This window comes from Glycomyces tarimensis (genome assembly GCF_054776215.1).
Genome location: NZ_BAAHCB010000002.1, coordinates 330,900 through 345,011 on the forward strand (window position 1 = coordinate 330,900; position 14,112 = coordinate 345,011).

Here is a 14,112-nt window from a genome sequence, read left to right on the forward strand (position 1 = left end):
GCAGGCTGGGCAGCCAGGTCGAGCAGCCGCTTCGCCCGACCGGTCCCGACGCCCAGTTCGGTCCGGGCCCGGTTGAGCGACACGGGCTGACCGGTCTGATCGGCGATCGCCCGCAACCGGTCGACCAGGGCAGCGTCCGAGACGGCGTGCGCCCGACCGGTCCGCTTCGCCTTGCCCGTACCGGTCCGGGCCTTGCGACGCGGCTTGGCGGGCACCTCGGCGTCGGACCGGTCGGCGGACTCGGTCTTGACGGTCTGCTTCGCGGCCTTGGCCTCGGACCGGGCGAGCTTGGCCGCGTCCCGGCGGGCGGCCTTCTCGGCAGCCTTCGCCTCGCGCCCAGCGGTACGGGCCGCTTCGGCCTCGCGCCGCTCGGCGGCCAGGGCCTCGGTGCGGGCCTGCCGGTCGGCCTCGACGCGGGCGAGCAGCGCCGCCGCGCCGGTCCCGACGCGGGAGCGGACATCCAGGGACCAGGCCGCGAAGGTGGATCGCGGGTAGCGGAGCCAGCGGCGCCACCCGAACCGCTCCGGCGGCTCGGGGATCAGGCCGAGCTTGCGGAGGGCGTCGCGGTGCTTGGCGCCGGAGCGGACCTCCCAGACCACGATCGCGGCCAGCGAGGAGGCGCCGAGGACGGCGGCCATGACCAGGTCGTCGGCGTGCGCGCCGAAGTTGATCGCGGCGGCGAAGGAGGCGGCAACCCAGGTCATCACGCGGGGGGTGAGGGCGCGTTCGCCTTTGAGGCGCTGCTGGTGCGCCGTCAGCGCCATCGACAACGCGGTGCCTTCCAGGAACGCGGCCATGCCGATGCCGATCGCGATCGGCCAGCCGCGTTCGACCGCGACCGAGACTTGCCCCGACACGGCCACGTACAGGGCCATGGCGTAGATGCCCGCCGAGTACACCGCCGGAGCGTTGCCACGCACATAACCGAGGGCGGCGGCGGTGGCCTCGGCGCGCCGCTCGGCGCGGGCCTGGCGGCGCTGGGTGCGCCGCTGCGACTTGCGGGCCGCCTCGGCGTCCTTGGCGGCGGCCTTGGCCTGCCGCTCCGCCAGGGCCGCCTCAGCGCGCTTGAGCGCCAGCTCGGTCTCAGCTTCCTTAGCGCGGATCTTGCGCTCGACCTCGGCATCGCGCGTGGCGATCTTCGCCTCCGTCGACGCGGCGAGGCGGCTGACCTTAGCGCGGGCATCAGCCTCGGCGTAGGTGGTCACTGGTGTAGTCATCGGTCTCCCTCCTTCAGGGGTAGGGCCCGCACCGCTCGCGCGAGGGGCTCGATCTCGTCGGTGATGCCCAGCCGGGCGCACACGGCCTCGAACCGCGCGTCAGCGGCCGCGATCCGGCCGCGCGCGGCCTCGGCTAGGGCGGTGTTGGTCTCTTCGATCAGCTCCAGCAGCTCAGCGGCGCCGAGCGCGGCGAACGCGGGAAAGTCAGCGTTGAAGGCGGCGGTGGTGACGTTCATCGGGCCGCCCCCGTCCCGGCCTGGTGGCACTCCAGGCACTCGCCGAAGCGGCGCGGAATGTAGTGGTCGAACTCCCGCCGGCACGTCGGGCATGTCGACAGCGCCACCCAGGCGCGCATGAGCGCCCGCAGCTGCGCGGGCGTCGCCTCGCGCTTAGGCCGGGCGAGGTCTTCGCGGTACAGGTACGCCCGCCGCTTGCCGCGCCACCACAGGATCTGCGCAGCGATGTCCTGGCGGCCGGGGGTGAGCCCCTTGGCGGCGAGCTGACGGCGCGTGGCCAAGCCGCGGGGCGCGTGCCGGTAGTTGAACGTCGGCAACCCGAACCGGGTGCCCTCGGGGTCGTCGAACTCGGCGCGGAAGGCCATCGCTACACCGCCTCCACAAGGGCGGCCTTGCCGGGCTTGGCCGTGCAGGTGGAGGCATAGTGGCTCCCACCGCAGTTCGGGCACGTCACACGCCAGGCACTCACCGGACACCTCCGACGCTCGCGATCGACCCGGCGCTCTCGGCGACGATCCGGCGGACCGCGTCGGCGCCGATCTGGTCGGTGTAGGGGTCGAAGCGGAGAATGAAGCCGACGCCGGCCAGACGGAGCGGGGCCTGGAAGGTCAGGTGGCCCTCGGAGTGGCTGACCGTCTCGGTCATCGCCGGACCCTCCAGGGCAGCCAGCCAGGCGGCGCAGTCGGCCGCGCCCTGGCGGATCTCCTCCTCGAACAGGCAGATGACGCGCCCGGCGGTCGGCCGCGCCCAGACATGAACGGTGCCCTCATCCCAGCGGGAAGCGCGCCACTCCAGCTCGGGCAGCCCGGCCGGGGTGTGAGCGCGCATAGCCGCCGTCAGCGCCTCGCGGTACAGGCGCCGCCGCAGCAAGGCTGCCTCATGCTCGAAGACGCGGTCAGCGCCGTCAAGGGCCTCAAACAGCCAGGCGGGCGCCTCGCCGTCAGGATCGGTGTGGTTCATTAGAGTTGCCTTCCTGTGAAGGTGCCCGGCTCCGCTTGCTGCAACTCGGGGAGTCGGGCTCTTGTGCTGTCTGGCTTGGCTCATCAGCGGGCCGGGAGCCACCCGGCACCGGACGGCGCGAGCCCGCAGGCCCGGCCGTTTCGCCTATCGGTGGCCCGGCGCTTTACGCCGCCGTTCCTCGGCCGCCCAGCGCTTGTGGTCCTCACTCGCCTGCTCGTGGTCACGCCGCCAGCGCGCCCACTCCTTGTCGGAGTTGTTGCGCGGCGGCTCGATCACCCGCGAGAAACCGTTCTCGGAAGCCTTGTTGCCCATGTCATGTCCTCTCGTGTCTGGCTTGGCTCATCAGCGCCCCGACGCCACTCGGGACGGACCGGCCCGGAGGCCGGTTTCGCCTAGCGATTGAGCTGGCCGTAGATCTCCTCGGCGACCGCTTCGGGCATCAAACCCTTGTCGACGGCGGCGAGCAGGGCGTAGAGCTTCGCGAACTCCACCCGGCCGCTCTCGGCCGCGCCGGGCGTCGAGCCCCAGCGCTGCTCGTTGTCGTCGGCGGCCTTCTTGACCAATGCGGCGGCGGCATCCAGATACTTGGACATGCTGTCTCCCTTGCGGTTTCGGCTTTGCTCGTCAGCGGGCCGGGAGCCACCCGGCACCGGACGGACCCACAGGCCCGTTTCGCCCTAGCGCCTGCGGCGCGCCTGGTCCATCCGGCGCCGCGCCGCCTCAGCGGCCTGGCGACGCTTCTCCTCATCGCGCCTGCGCGCCTGCTCCTCCCGCGCCTCACGCGCACGACGCTCCTGCGCGGCCCGCTGCAGCTTGAACTCGTGGTCACGGTGCTTCGCGGCCCAGAAATCGTTGGTCGTCTGACCCATCAGGACCAACCCCTTTCGATCAATCGGCTTGGCTCATCAGCGGGACGGGAGCCACCCGATGCCCGGACGCCAGACCCCTGTGAGGCCGGGCGTTTCGCCTACTTGATGACGCCTCCCTTGGGCTTGGGGAACAGGCGCGCCATCTGACCGGCCTTCTTGGCCTCCGGCACCTTCTGGCTGAACTCTCGGTGCGCCTGCTTGGACTTCGCGCCCTGACGGATGTCGGTCTGGATTCGCTTGGCGATCTTGCGCTCAGGCTTGGGGGTATTCGCCATGACAGTTCTCCCTGTGCTACTTGCGGCTTGGCTCATCAGCGGGCCGGGAGCCACCCGGCACCGGACCAGGCGCGGCGGCCTGGTTTCGCCCTCACGCCGCTGTAGCGGCCACCGAAGCCGCGTCCGGCCCAGCCAGCTCGGCGCGCGTCCAAGCGCGGCGCCTCGAACGGCGGCGAGCCCTGGCGCGGGCTGCGAGCGTCACCACCCGAGCCGGAGAGGCCGAGCCCTTGGCGGCGACGCCAAGCATCGGCGCCTCCAGCGGCGAGCCGAGCGCATCGATCACGGTCACGTTCCGGGCAAGCAGAAAGCGGGCGTGACGCACGCACACCTGGTGCCGCTGCATCAACGCCCGCTTCGCTTCCTGCCACTCCGCCACGGTCAGCTCGATCGCCTCGCCAGCCACCGCCCGCTCCACCGCGACCTCATCCACCAGCTCCGGGTCAGCCGGGCACTCGCCGTCAAGACCGGCCCCAACCGCGGCTTCCTTGTCCGCCAGCAGCGCCGACTCCCAGCACTGCGGGCAAGCCACGTCCTCCCACGAAGGCGAGTGACCGTGCTCGGTGCGGCACAACCGCGCCGCCGCCGACGCCACCGGATGCGAACCGTCAAAACCCATCTGAACCTCCATGTCTCATCTGGCTTAAGTCAGATCTGGCTTAAGTCAGTTATAGCATGAGGCGTTCAGCACGCGCAAGCATCTGGCGCAAGTCAGATGAGATAAGGTGGTTAACGAGGTGAAACGCATGACGGATCAATCCAGTGAACCGAGTGAGGCCCGCTCGAACCCGGCCAGCGAGCTGACGGAGAGGCGTCGCATCGCTGAAGACCTTCGGGACTCCATCCGCAATGGGAAACTCCAGCCGGGCGCCAAGCTGCCGTCTCGGCGCAACCTGGCAGCGCAGTACGGTGTCGTCCCGAACACTGCCGGCGAGGCCATCAAGATCCTTGAGGCCGAAGGGCTGGTAGTCACCCGAAACAAGGCGCGCGCCGTCGTGCGCGAGAAGCCTAAGCTGCTCAGGCTCGGAGCCGAGCGATACTCGAACCGCCTTCGAGAAGAGACCGGACTCTCTCCCTATCGCGCCGAAGTCCAGAGGCAAGGCAAGTCCGCGCGGGTCGACTGCACTGCCATCGAGAGGGTCCAGCCTCCACCCGAGATCGCCGAGCGACTCGACGTCGCGCACGATGAAGAGTCCGTGGTACGACGCGAGAACTGGTACTACGCAGACGACGAGCCGGTGCAGGTCGGTGTCACCTACATCCCATGGGAGATCGCTGAGAGAACCGTGCTCGCAGACTCAGCCGACATGGGTAAGGGCAGCCTGTACGCGCGATTCGAGGACCGAGGCCACCGCATCGCGTCAATCAGAGAGGAGATCTCTTCTCGCATGCCAGACCCAGATGAGACCGAGAGACTGAGCATCCCTGCTGGCGTGCCGGTCATCGAGGTCGTTCACACCGGAATCGACCAGGATGACCGGCCGTTCGAGGTCACCTGCTTCACCATGCGAGCCGACCTCAACGGGCTCGATTACCGGATTCGAATCGAGGACTAGTTGGCACTTCGCCACCTCGGAACACTTCGCGTCGCCGCATTGGCGGGGCTTTGGGGTTCGAGCTTCCTGTGGATTAAGGTGGGTCTGGATGGATTCTCTCCCGTCCAGATCACCTTGCTGCGCATGCTGCTCGGGGCAGCAGCCCTCGTAGCGATTCTGTACGCTCGTGGCCTTCGGCTGCCGAACGGCCGGTCTACGTGGGGCCACCTCGCGGTCGCAGCGGTATTCGGCAACGCAATTCCTTACCTGCTGTTCAGCATCGGAGAGCAGACTGTCGCATCCGCTACGGCGGGCGTCGTCAACGCCTCCGCACCGCTCTGGACAGTGCTGTTCACGGTGCTCGCGTATCGCAGCGGAGCTTCGGCACGCCAGAACGCTTGGAGTCTTGCGCTCGGCTTTGCCGGAGTCCTCCTGATCTTCTCGCCTTGGCGCTACGGCACCGACATTGCCAGTTGGGGCGGCCTAGCCTGCCTCGCGGCAGCAGCGTCCTACGGTGTCAGCTACGTATATATCGGTCGCTTCCTCGCCAGGCGCGAGCTTGGGGTCCTCAGAATGGCAGCCGGGCAGTTGGTCTGCGCCTCCGCCGTCACGCTTGCCGTAGTGCCACTCTTTGGTTGGCCTTCGCCGAACTGGGAGCCAGGTCCGATACTCGCTATCGCCGTCCTCGGTGTCTTCGGCACCGGCATCGCTTACATCCTCAACTACCGGATCATCACAGACGACGGCCCGACAGCGGCTTCCATCGTGGTCTACCTGCTGCCGGTGGTCGCCGTCATTCTGGGCGTCGTCGCACTCGGCGAGCGACCGGAGGTTCAAGTCATCGCGGGCATGGTCGTTGTTCTAGTCGCCGCCCGGCTTCGGAGGACTGACCGTACAGCGTCTCAGCAACTCACCGATAGCCATGAAAAGGGCGAGCAGTCGGCTCTATTATCAAACACATGATCGAAATTCCTCCAGGATCGCGACGGTTTCAGCCCTCTCCCCGTGGCGGAACCTTGGAGCCATCTCCCCACGGACTTGCCCTCGGTTGGGCGTGGGAGGACGGATCCGTTCTCGTGCGCGTCTGGGGCCGCCAAGGCGGACCAGGCGGCGACACGTTCGAGGATCTCCGGTTCGATTCCATTGACGAATGCCTCGCCGCCCTCGGCGGGCGCTCTTATGTCACATGGACGGATAAGCCGTGGCCGCTCCAGGCCCACACGGACGAAACTCGTCGCAGGCTGATCTGACTTTCGCGAGGACCACAACATCTGAGTCGTGAAGTCGGGATGCGCGTCCGACGCATCCCGCGCATCTCACGCATCCCTAAGCCTCTGACCTGCGGAAACCAGAGATGCGTACGAACGTTCGAACATCCCTGATGGCAGCTACCAGGGAAGCTGAAACATAGGGGTGCTGAGCGACGCCATGCCTTTGACCTGCGGAAACACAACCCTCTGAGAGCCATTCTGAGGCCCGAACAGCGGACTACCCTAGGTGAGATAAGGGTGAATTGGGACTCTGACCTGCCGAAACTCCCCATGTTTCAGCAAACCCGGACGGTGCGCGTCGAAACGACGCGCTATGACCCTCAGTGTGTATATATAAATACATTGCAATATGAGAGAGATGCAGTTGCGCCGTTGCCCCCGCTGGCGCTCAATCTGTATCCACCGTGTATCCACAGCCACTCGCATTCAATGGCACAGCCACGCACTCAGCCGCACACGCAAAACCGCCCGCCTAGCGGCGCAATGCCTGCTAGACGGGCGGTTTGTTCGCTCTACGCTTGGAGCCGCCTGACGGAATCGAACCGTCGACCTATTCATTACGAGTGAATCGCTCTGCCGACTGAGCTAAGGCGGCCGGGTCCCTCACGCACCCGCCAGAGCCCGCTTATCCTTGCTGCCTTCCGGCCCTGGGGAGGTTCACAAGATGACGCCGCATGAGGGACGGGCAATAGCGTACCTCACGGGCCGCGCATCCCCAAGCCGGGCGCGGGAGCAGAGTCATCGACATCACGGCGCTTCACCCTCCGGCCGCTCGCACTCGTCGTCGGGTAAGCTACCCCGCGGAGGATTCGCATAGTGGCCTAGTGCGCTCGCTTGGAAAGCGGGTTGGGTGTGAAAGCCCTCAGGGGTTCGAATCCCCTATCCTCCGCCAAGAGACGGAACAGTGAGACTGTTCACGCCAATAACGCCCAGAGTGCTGCCGCGTCGTCATCAGACGGCGCGGCAGCGCCGTATCTGCGCAACGGCGCTCGAAACCGGACCTCCAGCAGCTCACGCCGCCCTCCGGCGACCGCGTCACCGGCCAAGCCCAACGCTCGACGAAGTCCCGAGCATCTTCGTCCGCCCGCGCCCCGAACCGACCTCCCGTGACCGGAACCCTGACGGCGGTGGCCGGCCACGCCCGGCAGAGCGTTGACTCCAGAAATGTTATGAACTAACATTATGTCGATGTCACCTGGTTCGAAGCGCGAGCGCACGCGGATGCGACTGAGCGAATGCGCGCTGACGCTGTTCGAGGAGCGCGGTTTCGAGGCCACGAGCGTCGCCCAGATCGCGCGGGAGGCGGGGGTCACCGAGATGACGTTCTTCCGCCACTTCGGCAGTAAGGAGCAGGCGGTCCTGGCCGACCCGTTCGACCCGGTCATCGCCGAGGCCGTCGGCGCCCGACCGCGCGACGAGGCCCCGCTGGCACGCGCCGTGCGCGGCCTGCGGTCGGCGCTGTCGGGACTGTCCGAGGAGGATCTGGCGACGGCGCGGCGGCGCACCGGACTCGTCGCCCGCACACCCGCGCTCCGTGCCGCAGCCGTCATCCAGAACGAGGTGACGTCGGCCGCCATCGCCGAACGCCTCGCCGCGGACGGCGCCGATCCCTTCACCGCCCGAGTCGCGGCCCAGACCGTGCTGGCCGCGGTGACCGCCGCGCTGTACGCATGGGCCGAGGATCCGCGGCGAACCCTCACCGAGAGCATCGGCGCCGCACTGGACGTCCTGGACGGCGGCCATGCCTGACCGACTGCGCGTCGACGACGCCGTCCGCGCCTACGGTCCTGCGGCAGGCGTGCTCGGTGTGACGCTGCGGGTCGAACCCGGTCTCGTGCACGCCCTCGTCGGCCTCAACGGCGCGGGCAAGACGACCCTGATGCGCGCCGCGCTCGGCATGATCCGACTCGACTCGGGATCGGTCCACATCGGCGGCGTACCGGTCGACCGGATGCCCGCCGCCGCATGGGCCCACGTCGGGCATCTGCTCGACAGCCCGTTCGCCTACCCCGAGTTGACCCTCCGCGCGAATCTCGAAGTGGCCGCACGGCTGCGCGGCCTGAGCAGGCGCGCCGTGCCGGGCGCGGTGGACGCGATCATCGCCGGTATGGGCATCGCCCGCTACGAACGGACGCGTGCCTCGCGCCTGTCCAAGGGCAACCGTCAGCGCCTGGGCCTGGCCGCCGCGCTCGTCGCCGACCCGGAACTGATGATCTTGGACGAACCCACCGACGCCCTCGATCCCGCCGGCGTGATCTCGCTGCGCGAGACGTTGCGGGAGCGCGCCGACCGGGGCGCGGGGGTCCTGGTGTCCAGCCACCACCTCGACGAGGTCGCCCGGATCGCCGACCGGATCTCGGTGGTGAACCGCGGCCGGATCATCGGCACGCTCGACCGAGCCGGTGCCGAACTGGAGCGGGCGTTCTTCGACCTCGTGCTCCGCGACGACGAACGGCGCGCCGATGGTCAAGGCGGCCGCTCGTGAACGGCCTGCGCGCCGCGGTGTGGGTGGAAGCGCGGAAGGCCGCGGCCGCCCGGGTGCTGCACGCGGGAGCCGTACTTCTGGTCGTCGGCACCGGGGTTCTCGGCGCCTCCCTGACCGCCGCGGTCGAGGCCGGGAACGACCAGATCACCGCCAAGCTCGGCCAGGCCGCCGGAACCACCGGATGGCCGCTCATGGTCGCCACGGTGACCCAGATCGTGGCCGCCGGCGCGCTCCTGGCGTTCGGCGTCACCTTGAGCTGGGTCTTCGGGCGCGAGTTCACCGACGGCACCGTCTACGGCCTGCTCGCACTGCCCGTATCGCGCACCGCTCAGACGGCCGCCAAGTTCATCGTTCATTTCGGATGGTCGGTCACGGCGGCGGCGGTCCTGACCGGCCTCGTGGCCTTGACCGGTTTCGCGATCGGGCTCGGCGGCCTCGACGTTCCGGCCGTGACCGGGCTCGGCCGCCTCTTCGCACTGTGCGCCATGAGCGGTCTGATCGCCGCTCCTGCCGCCTGGGCCGCCACACTCGGACGCGGACCGATGGCCGGCATCGCGACCACGATCGGACTCATCGTCCTCGCCCAAGTCGCGGTCGTCGCCCTCCCTTCGGCGAGCGCCTGGGTCCCGATCGCCGCACCGTCACTGTGGGCGTTGCGACCCGGCGAGGTCGCGGGCGCCCAACTCGCGCTGGCCCCCGCTTTCGCCGTCGGGTTCGCGGCGCTCACCGCGTGGGCCTGGAACCGGCTCCAGCTCGACCGTTAGCTAGCGCCGCCATTCCACGAATCCCCTGAAAACGAGACGTTCGCTCGCTAACGTGAGGACGTCAAGGGGCGCCGACGGCATCCCAAAGTCAATCACCGGAGCCGCGCTCGCCGCGACGATGCTCGCCACCGGACCCGCCGCTTCGCCCACCCTCGCGGAGGCCGGACCCGGCATGATCCGCCCCAGGCCGCTCCGGGACGGCAACAGCCGAAAGGAGATCTTCATGACTCTTGTGGACGACATGCTTCAGACCTACCCGGCCGACCTCGGGGACATCGACCGGCAGAAGCTCGCGGAGTGCATCAGGGAGTGCTACGCCTGCGCGCAGGCGTGTACGGCCTGCGCCGACGCGTGTCTCAGCGAACAGGACGTCGCCTCGCTGACCAAGTGCATCCGCTCGAACCTGGACTGCGCGGACATCTGCTTCACCACCGGGCAGGTGCTCTCGCGCCACACCGGCTACGACGCCAACCTCACCCGCGCGGTCCTCGAGGCGTGCGCGATGGCCTGCAAGTCGTGCGGCGACATCTGCGCCGAGCACGCCTCGCACATGCCCCACTGCGAGCACTGCGCGGACGAGTGCCGCAAGTGCGAGCAGGCGTGCCGTGACCTGCTGAGCTCGCTCGGCTGAGGCGCGCCCGGACGTCGACGGCGCGGCGGCTCCGAAAGGGGCCGCCGCGCCGTTCGCGTTTCGGCTCAGGAGCGGCCGGTGTCCGCGGGGGCGGACAGGCCGGCGAGTGCGCGCATCGGTGCGGAGAACGCCTCGCAGCACAGCGAGTAGACGTTGCTGCGGCCCTTGGGGGTCACCGAGACCAGGCCGAGATCGCGCAGCGGCGCGAGGTGGTGGCTGACGAGGGTCTGCGCCAGCCCGGTGGCCTCGGTCAGCTCGCGGACGGTGCGGGAGCGTTCGGAGAGCAGCAGCACGATCGCCAGGCGGTTCTCATCGGCCAGCGCCTTGAACTGCGGCGCCAGGTCGCGGGCGCGCTCGACCACCGCCGCGTCCGGCTCGGCCGTGACGTCGGTCAGCTCGATCTCGATCAGGCGGCTCATGCGTCAAGTAAACCACATAGCTTGCTATCAACAGTTATTGCTGATATTAATTGCCTTGGTTGATGTGATCGCGATCGGCGCGGTCACCCGAACGCACGGAGGTCTCCATGTCGAACCCCAGCAGTCCCCCGCGGACCGTGGCAGTGATCGGGGCCGGTCCGGTCGGCCTGGCCGCCGCCGCCCACCTGCTCGAGCGGGGCCTGGAACCGATCGTCCTCGAAGCCGGCCCCGGAGCCGGGGCCGCGATCGCCGAATGGGGCCACGTGCGCCTGTTCTCGCCGTGGCGCTACGACGTCGACGCCGCCGCCGGCCGCCTCCTCGAGTCCCGCGGCTGGACCGCGCCCGACCCCGACGCGCTGCCGACCGGGCGGGAACTCGTCGACGACTACCTCGCGCCGCTCGCCGCCGTGCCGCGCCTCGCCGAGCGCCTGCGCTTCGACGCCCGCGTCGTGGCGGTGACCCGCCTCGGCGCGGACAAGACCCGCACGCTCGACCGCGAGGGCCGTCCGTACCTGCTGCGCACGCGCACCGCCGCGGGCGAGTACACCGATGTCGTCGCCGACGCCGTCATCGACGCCTCGGGCACCTGGGGCCACGCGAATCCGCTCGGCGCGCACGGTCTCGCCGCCCCCGGTGAGGACGCCGCCGCCGCGTGGTCGGCCGGTCCCCTGCCGGACGTCCTCGGGGCCGACCGCGACCGCTTCGCCGGTCGACACACCCTCGTGGTCGGCATGGGCCATTCGGCCGCCAACACGCTGCTGTCGCTCGGCGAGCTCGCCGAGGCCGAGCCCGGCACCCGCGTCACCTGGGCCATCCGCGGCCGCACGCCCGCGCGCCTGTACGGCGGCGGCGAGGGCGACGCCCTGCCGGCGCGCGGCGCGCTCGGCACCCGGCTCAAGGCCCTGGTCGAGGCCGGGCGGATCGAACTGGTCACCGCCTTCACGATCGACCGGTTCAGCCCGGCGGGCGAGGGCGCCGTCATCGTCGTCGGCCGCGCCGACGGCGAGGAGCGCAAGCTGGAGGCCGACCAGGTCGCCGGCGCCACCGGGTTCCGGCCGGACCTCGGCATGCTCCGCGAGCTCCGCCTCGACCTCGACGCCACGGTGGAGGCGCCGTCCCGGCTCGCCCCGCTCATCGACCCGAACTTCCACTCCTGCGGGACCGTCCCACCGCACGGCGAGGCCGACCTGGCGCACCCCGACGAGGGCTTCTATCTCGTCGGCATGAAGAGTTACGGCCGCGCCCCGACGTTCCTGCTCGCCACCGGCTACGAGCAGGTCCGCTCCATCGCCGCGGCTCTGGCCGGCGACCGGGCCTCGGCCGACGCGGTCGAGCTCGACCTGCCCGAGACGGGCGTGTGCTCCTCGGATCTCGCGCTCGCCACCGAGGGCCGCGGCCTGGCCACCGGCGTGCCCCACGGTCGCAGCGGCGAAGGCCTCGAACTGGCTCAGGTCGGCGGCGGCGCCTGCTGCGGTGCGTCGCAAGACGGAAGCCGTTAGTCACGAGCCTGTCCGGCCGCCGGATCCAAGGCGGATTCGGCGGCCTGCCATGCAACCGATACCGGCCTCCAACGCGTGTACTGCTCGGTAGACGTTGGCGACTGGGGAGACAAGTGAGCGGACCGAGGAAGCACGCGGCGAAGGCCGTCTCGCCCTGGTGGGCGAAGGGGATGGTCATCTCCGGGGCAATGGTGATGGTGGTGTCCGGCGGCGGCGCGGTCGCCGCGCAGTTGAGCCTCAACCTGGTCAACGACGCCGTCCAGACCGAGGAGCTGCTGCCCGAACAGGTCAAGGCGGTCGACACGGGTCCCGACGTGGAGGGCCCGCTGAACTTCCTGGTGCTCGGCGTGGACGAGCAGGGCGAGGGGCGCCGGTCGGACTCGACCATCATCGTCCACATCAACGCCGAGCTCGACGACGTCAGCATCGTCTCGCTCCCGCGCGACCTCCTCGTCGACATCGAGTCGTGCGACCCGATGTGCTCGGGCAAGCTGACCGAGGCCTTCTCCGGCGGCGGCGACACCCGCGCCGACGGCTTCGCCAACACCGCCACCACGATCTCGAACCTGACCGGCATCCAGTGGGACGGCGCCATGATCGCCAACTTCGAGGGATTCATCGACCTGGTCGACGAGCTGGGCACCATCGAGCTGTGCCCCTGGCACGAGATCACCTCGATCCACGGCGAGCGGCGCACCTACCCCGAAGGCTGCGCCGAGTACAACAAGGACGAGGCCCTCGACCTGGTGCGCCAGCGCAAGGGCTGGGGCTGGGACTCCGACTGGGCGGAAGGACGCGGAGGCGACTACGGACGCCAGAAGATGCAGCAGCAGGCCATCCTGGGGATCTTGAAGCGGGCCAAGGAGCTCGGCTACCACAAGAACCCCGCCCAGGCCGTGGAGCTGCTCAACGGCTTCGGTGACAAGCTCACGGTCGACCTCGGCGGGATGCAGCTGACCGACCTCATCGTCGCGATGCGCGACGTCGACCCCGCGTCGATGACCGCCATCCGGACGCCCTCGACCACCGAGACCATCAACGGCATCTCCTACGTGGTCATCCCCGAGGCGTCGGATTACGAGGTCGCGGCCGACGCGCTGTGGACGGCGCTGCAGAACGACACGCTCGACGAGTGGGAATGCCAGTACCCCGAATACATCAACAGCGACAACAAGCCCGTCTGCACCGCGGAGACGACGACCGCGACCGACTCGGCGAGCGCCGGTACGAGCCAGTAGACCGGTCCCGGGCCCGGCGCCCTACCGGGGCCCGGCGCCTTGGTCGGGGTCCCGGCGGATCAGCTTGATCGTGCGGGCGACGACGAACCAGAGGAACAGGGCGCCGATGACCGCGAGCACGATCGTGCTCAGCAGCTCGCTGTACCGGCTCAGTGTCGGCTCGATCCGCGGGCCGAACGCGAAGCCCAAACCGGCCCAGGCCGAGTTCCACACGGCGCTGCCGATGAGCGTGTAGAGCGAGAACCTTCCGATCGGCATCCCCGCGATCCCGGCGGGGATCGAGATGACGCTGCGCACCACCGGCAGGCAGCGGCCGGCCATGACCGCGACGGCGCCCCACCGGTCGAAGGCCCGTTCGGACAGGTCGAAGTCGCGCACCTCGAACAGCGGCAGCTTCGCGAACAGGCGGCGCGTGCGCTCGCGCCCGATCGCGGCGCCGACGAAGTAGTACCCGTAGGCGCCCAGCATCGATCCGGCGGTCGCGAACAGCACGACCAGGGCGAAGTTCATCTCGCCCGAATAGCAGAGGAAACCGGCGACCGGCAGGATGACCTCGCTCGGCGCCGGCGGGAAGACCGTCTCGATCACCAGCGCCAGACCGACCCCGGCCTCGCCGAAATCGGACATCAAGGCGAGCACCCGGCCGATGAGCCCGTCGTATTCCGCGGTCGCGGGCGACGCTTGCGAGGCCGTCACCGAGCATGCGCGCCCGTGAC

General features: G+C 69.4%; 19 protein-coding genes, 2 tRNA genes and 2 other RNA genes. 9 read left to right on the plus strand and 14 right to left on the minus strand.

Annotated elements, in window-relative coordinates; genetic code table 11:
- The 10 genes from ACYVK3_RS03640 to ACYVK3_RS03685 form a co-directional block, all read right to left on the minus strand.
- A partial coding sequence (locus tag ACYVK3_RS03640) for a DUF2637 domain-containing protein (RefSeq protein WP_460495886.1) occupies nt 1-1,217 on the minus strand: 1,217 nt, incomplete at its 3' end.
- Nucleotides 1,214-1,453 carry a hypothetical protein gene (locus tag ACYVK3_RS03645; protein WP_460495887.1) on the minus strand — a complete coding sequence of 80 codons (240 nt, stop codon included), beginning with the start codon at nt 1,451-1,453 and terminating at the stop codon, nt 1,214-1,216. The genes ACYVK3_RS03645 and ACYVK3_RS03640, both read right to left, overlap by 4 nt.
- Nucleotides 1,450-1,818, minus strand: a complete 369-nt coding sequence (locus ACYVK3_RS03650; protein WP_460495888.1) for an RRQRL motif-containing zinc-binding protein — start codon at nt 1,816-1,818, stop codon at nt 1,450-1,452. The genes ACYVK3_RS03645 and ACYVK3_RS03650 overlap by 4 nt, the downstream gene beginning before the upstream one ends.
- Before the next feature lie 100 nt (nt 1,819-1,918).
- Nucleotides 1,919-2,413, minus strand: a complete 495-nt coding sequence (locus tag ACYVK3_RS03655) for a hypothetical protein (RefSeq protein WP_460495889.1) — start codon at nt 2,411-2,413, stop codon at nt 1,919-1,921.
- A gap of 144 nt (nt 2,414-2,557) precedes the next feature.
- Nucleotides 2,558-2,725: a hypothetical protein gene (locus ACYVK3_RS03660; RefSeq protein WP_460495890.1), complete on the minus strand. Its 168-nt coding sequence runs from the start codon at nt 2,723-2,725 to the stop codon at nt 2,558-2,560.
- Nucleotides 2,726-2,740: 15 nt separating this feature from the next.
- Nucleotides 2,741-2,807, minus strand: an RNA gene (locus ACYVK3_RS03665) — hammerhead ribozyme type II.
- Nucleotides 2,806-3,006, minus strand: a complete 201-nt coding sequence (locus ACYVK3_RS03670) for a hypothetical protein (protein ID WP_460495891.1) — start codon at nt 3,004-3,006, stop codon at nt 2,806-2,808. The genes ACYVK3_RS03665 and ACYVK3_RS03670 overlap by 2 nt, the downstream gene beginning before the upstream one ends.
- 84 nt (nt 3,007-3,090) lie before the next feature.
- Entirely contained in the window at nt 3,091-3,282 is a 192-nt protein-coding gene (locus ACYVK3_RS03675; RefSeq protein ID WP_460495892.1) for a hypothetical protein, read from the minus strand.
- A 98-nt stretch (nt 3,283-3,380) separates the two neighbouring features.
- On the minus strand, nt 3,381-3,557 hold the full coding sequence (locus tag ACYVK3_RS03680; RefSeq protein WP_460495893.1) for a hypothetical protein: 177 nt from the start codon (nt 3,555-3,557) through the stop codon (nt 3,381-3,383).
- Between the two features lie 91 nt (nt 3,558-3,648).
- A complete protein-coding gene (locus tag ACYVK3_RS03685; protein WP_460495894.1) occupies nt 3,649-4,185 on the minus strand; it encodes a hypothetical protein in 537 nt (178 codons plus the stop codon).
- A 115-nt stretch (nt 4,186-4,300) separates the two neighbouring features.
- Here ACYVK3_RS03685 and ACYVK3_RS03690 point away from each other — a divergent pair, with 115 nt between their 5' ends.
- A complete protein-coding gene (locus ACYVK3_RS03690) occupies nt 4,301-5,110 on the plus strand; it encodes a GntR family transcriptional regulator (protein WP_460495895.1) in 810 nt (269 codons plus the stop codon).
- Nucleotides 5,111-6,052 carry a DMT family transporter gene (locus ACYVK3_RS03695; protein WP_460495896.1) on the plus strand — a complete coding sequence of 314 codons (942 nt, stop codon included), beginning with the start codon at nt 5,111-5,113 and terminating at the stop codon, nt 6,050-6,052.
- 827 nt (nt 6,053-6,879) lie between these two features.
- Here ACYVK3_RS03695 and ACYVK3_RS03700 read toward each other — a convergent pair.
- Both ACYVK3_RS03700 and ffs read right to left on the minus strand, forming a co-directional pair.
- A tRNA-Thr gene (locus ACYVK3_RS03700) sits at nt 6,880-6,955 on the minus strand.
- Nucleotides 6,953-7,046, minus strand: an RNA gene (gene ffs / locus ACYVK3_RS03705) — signal recognition particle sRNA small type. Before ffs ends, ACYVK3_RS03700 begins: the two co-directional genes overlap by 3 nt.
- Nucleotides 7,047-7,162: 116 nt before the next feature.
- Between ffs and ACYVK3_RS03710 the strand changes: the two genes are divergently transcribed.
- From ACYVK3_RS03710 to ACYVK3_RS03730, 5 genes are all read left to right on the plus strand, one after another.
- Nucleotides 7,163-7,252, plus strand: a tRNA-Ser gene (locus tag ACYVK3_RS03710).
- 296 nt (nt 7,253-7,548) lie between these two features.
- Entirely contained in the window at nt 7,549-8,109 is a 561-nt protein-coding gene (locus ACYVK3_RS03715) for a TetR family transcriptional regulator (RefSeq protein WP_460495897.1), read from the plus strand.
- Nucleotides 8,102-8,845: an ABC transporter ATP-binding protein gene (locus tag ACYVK3_RS03720; RefSeq protein WP_460495898.1), complete on the plus strand. Its 744-nt coding sequence runs from the start codon at nt 8,102-8,104 to the stop codon at nt 8,843-8,845. The genes ACYVK3_RS03715 and ACYVK3_RS03720 overlap by 8 nt, the downstream gene beginning before the upstream one ends.
- The gene (locus ACYVK3_RS03725) at nt 8,842-9,609 is read left to right on the plus strand and encodes an ABC transporter permease (protein ID WP_460495899.1); all 768 of its coding nucleotides are present in this window, start codon (nt 8,842-8,844) and stop codon (nt 9,607-9,609) included. The genes ACYVK3_RS03720 and ACYVK3_RS03725 overlap by 4 nt, the downstream gene beginning before the upstream one ends.
- Before the next feature lie 223 nt (nt 9,610-9,832).
- Nucleotides 9,833-10,240 (plus strand): four-helix bundle copper-binding protein, encoded by a 408-nt coding sequence (locus ACYVK3_RS03730; RefSeq protein WP_460495934.1) that lies wholly within the window; start codon nt 9,833-9,835, stop codon nt 10,238-10,240.
- Nucleotides 10,241-10,305: 65 nt separating this feature from the next.
- Here ACYVK3_RS03730 and ACYVK3_RS03735 read toward each other — a convergent pair whose 3' ends face one another.
- Nucleotides 10,306-10,659, minus strand: coding sequence for an ArsR/SmtB family transcription factor (locus tag ACYVK3_RS03735; protein WP_460495900.1), 354 nt, complete (start codon nt 10,657-10,659; stop codon nt 10,306-10,308).
- 107 nt (nt 10,660-10,766) lie between these two features.
- Between ACYVK3_RS03735 and ACYVK3_RS03740 the strand changes: the two genes are divergently transcribed.
- On the plus strand, nt 10,767-12,158 hold the full coding sequence (locus ACYVK3_RS03740; RefSeq protein ID WP_460495901.1) for an NAD(P)/FAD-dependent oxidoreductase: 1,392 nt from the start codon (nt 10,767-10,769) through the stop codon (nt 12,156-12,158).
- Nucleotides 12,159-12,271: 113 nt separating this feature from the next.
- Nucleotides 12,272-13,396 carry an LCP family protein gene (locus ACYVK3_RS03745; protein ID WP_460495902.1) on the plus strand — a complete coding sequence of 375 codons (1,125 nt, stop codon included), beginning with the start codon at nt 12,272-12,274 and terminating at the stop codon, nt 13,394-13,396.
- Nucleotides 13,397-13,417: 21 nt separating this feature from the next.
- Here the strand turns inward: ACYVK3_RS03745 and ACYVK3_RS03750 are convergent, their stop codons facing one another.
- Complete coding sequence (locus ACYVK3_RS03750; protein WP_460495903.1) at nt 13,418-14,092, minus strand: DedA family protein; 675 nt, start codon at nt 14,090-14,092, stop codon at nt 13,418-13,420.
- Between the last annotated feature and the right edge of the window lie 20 nt (nt 14,093-14,112).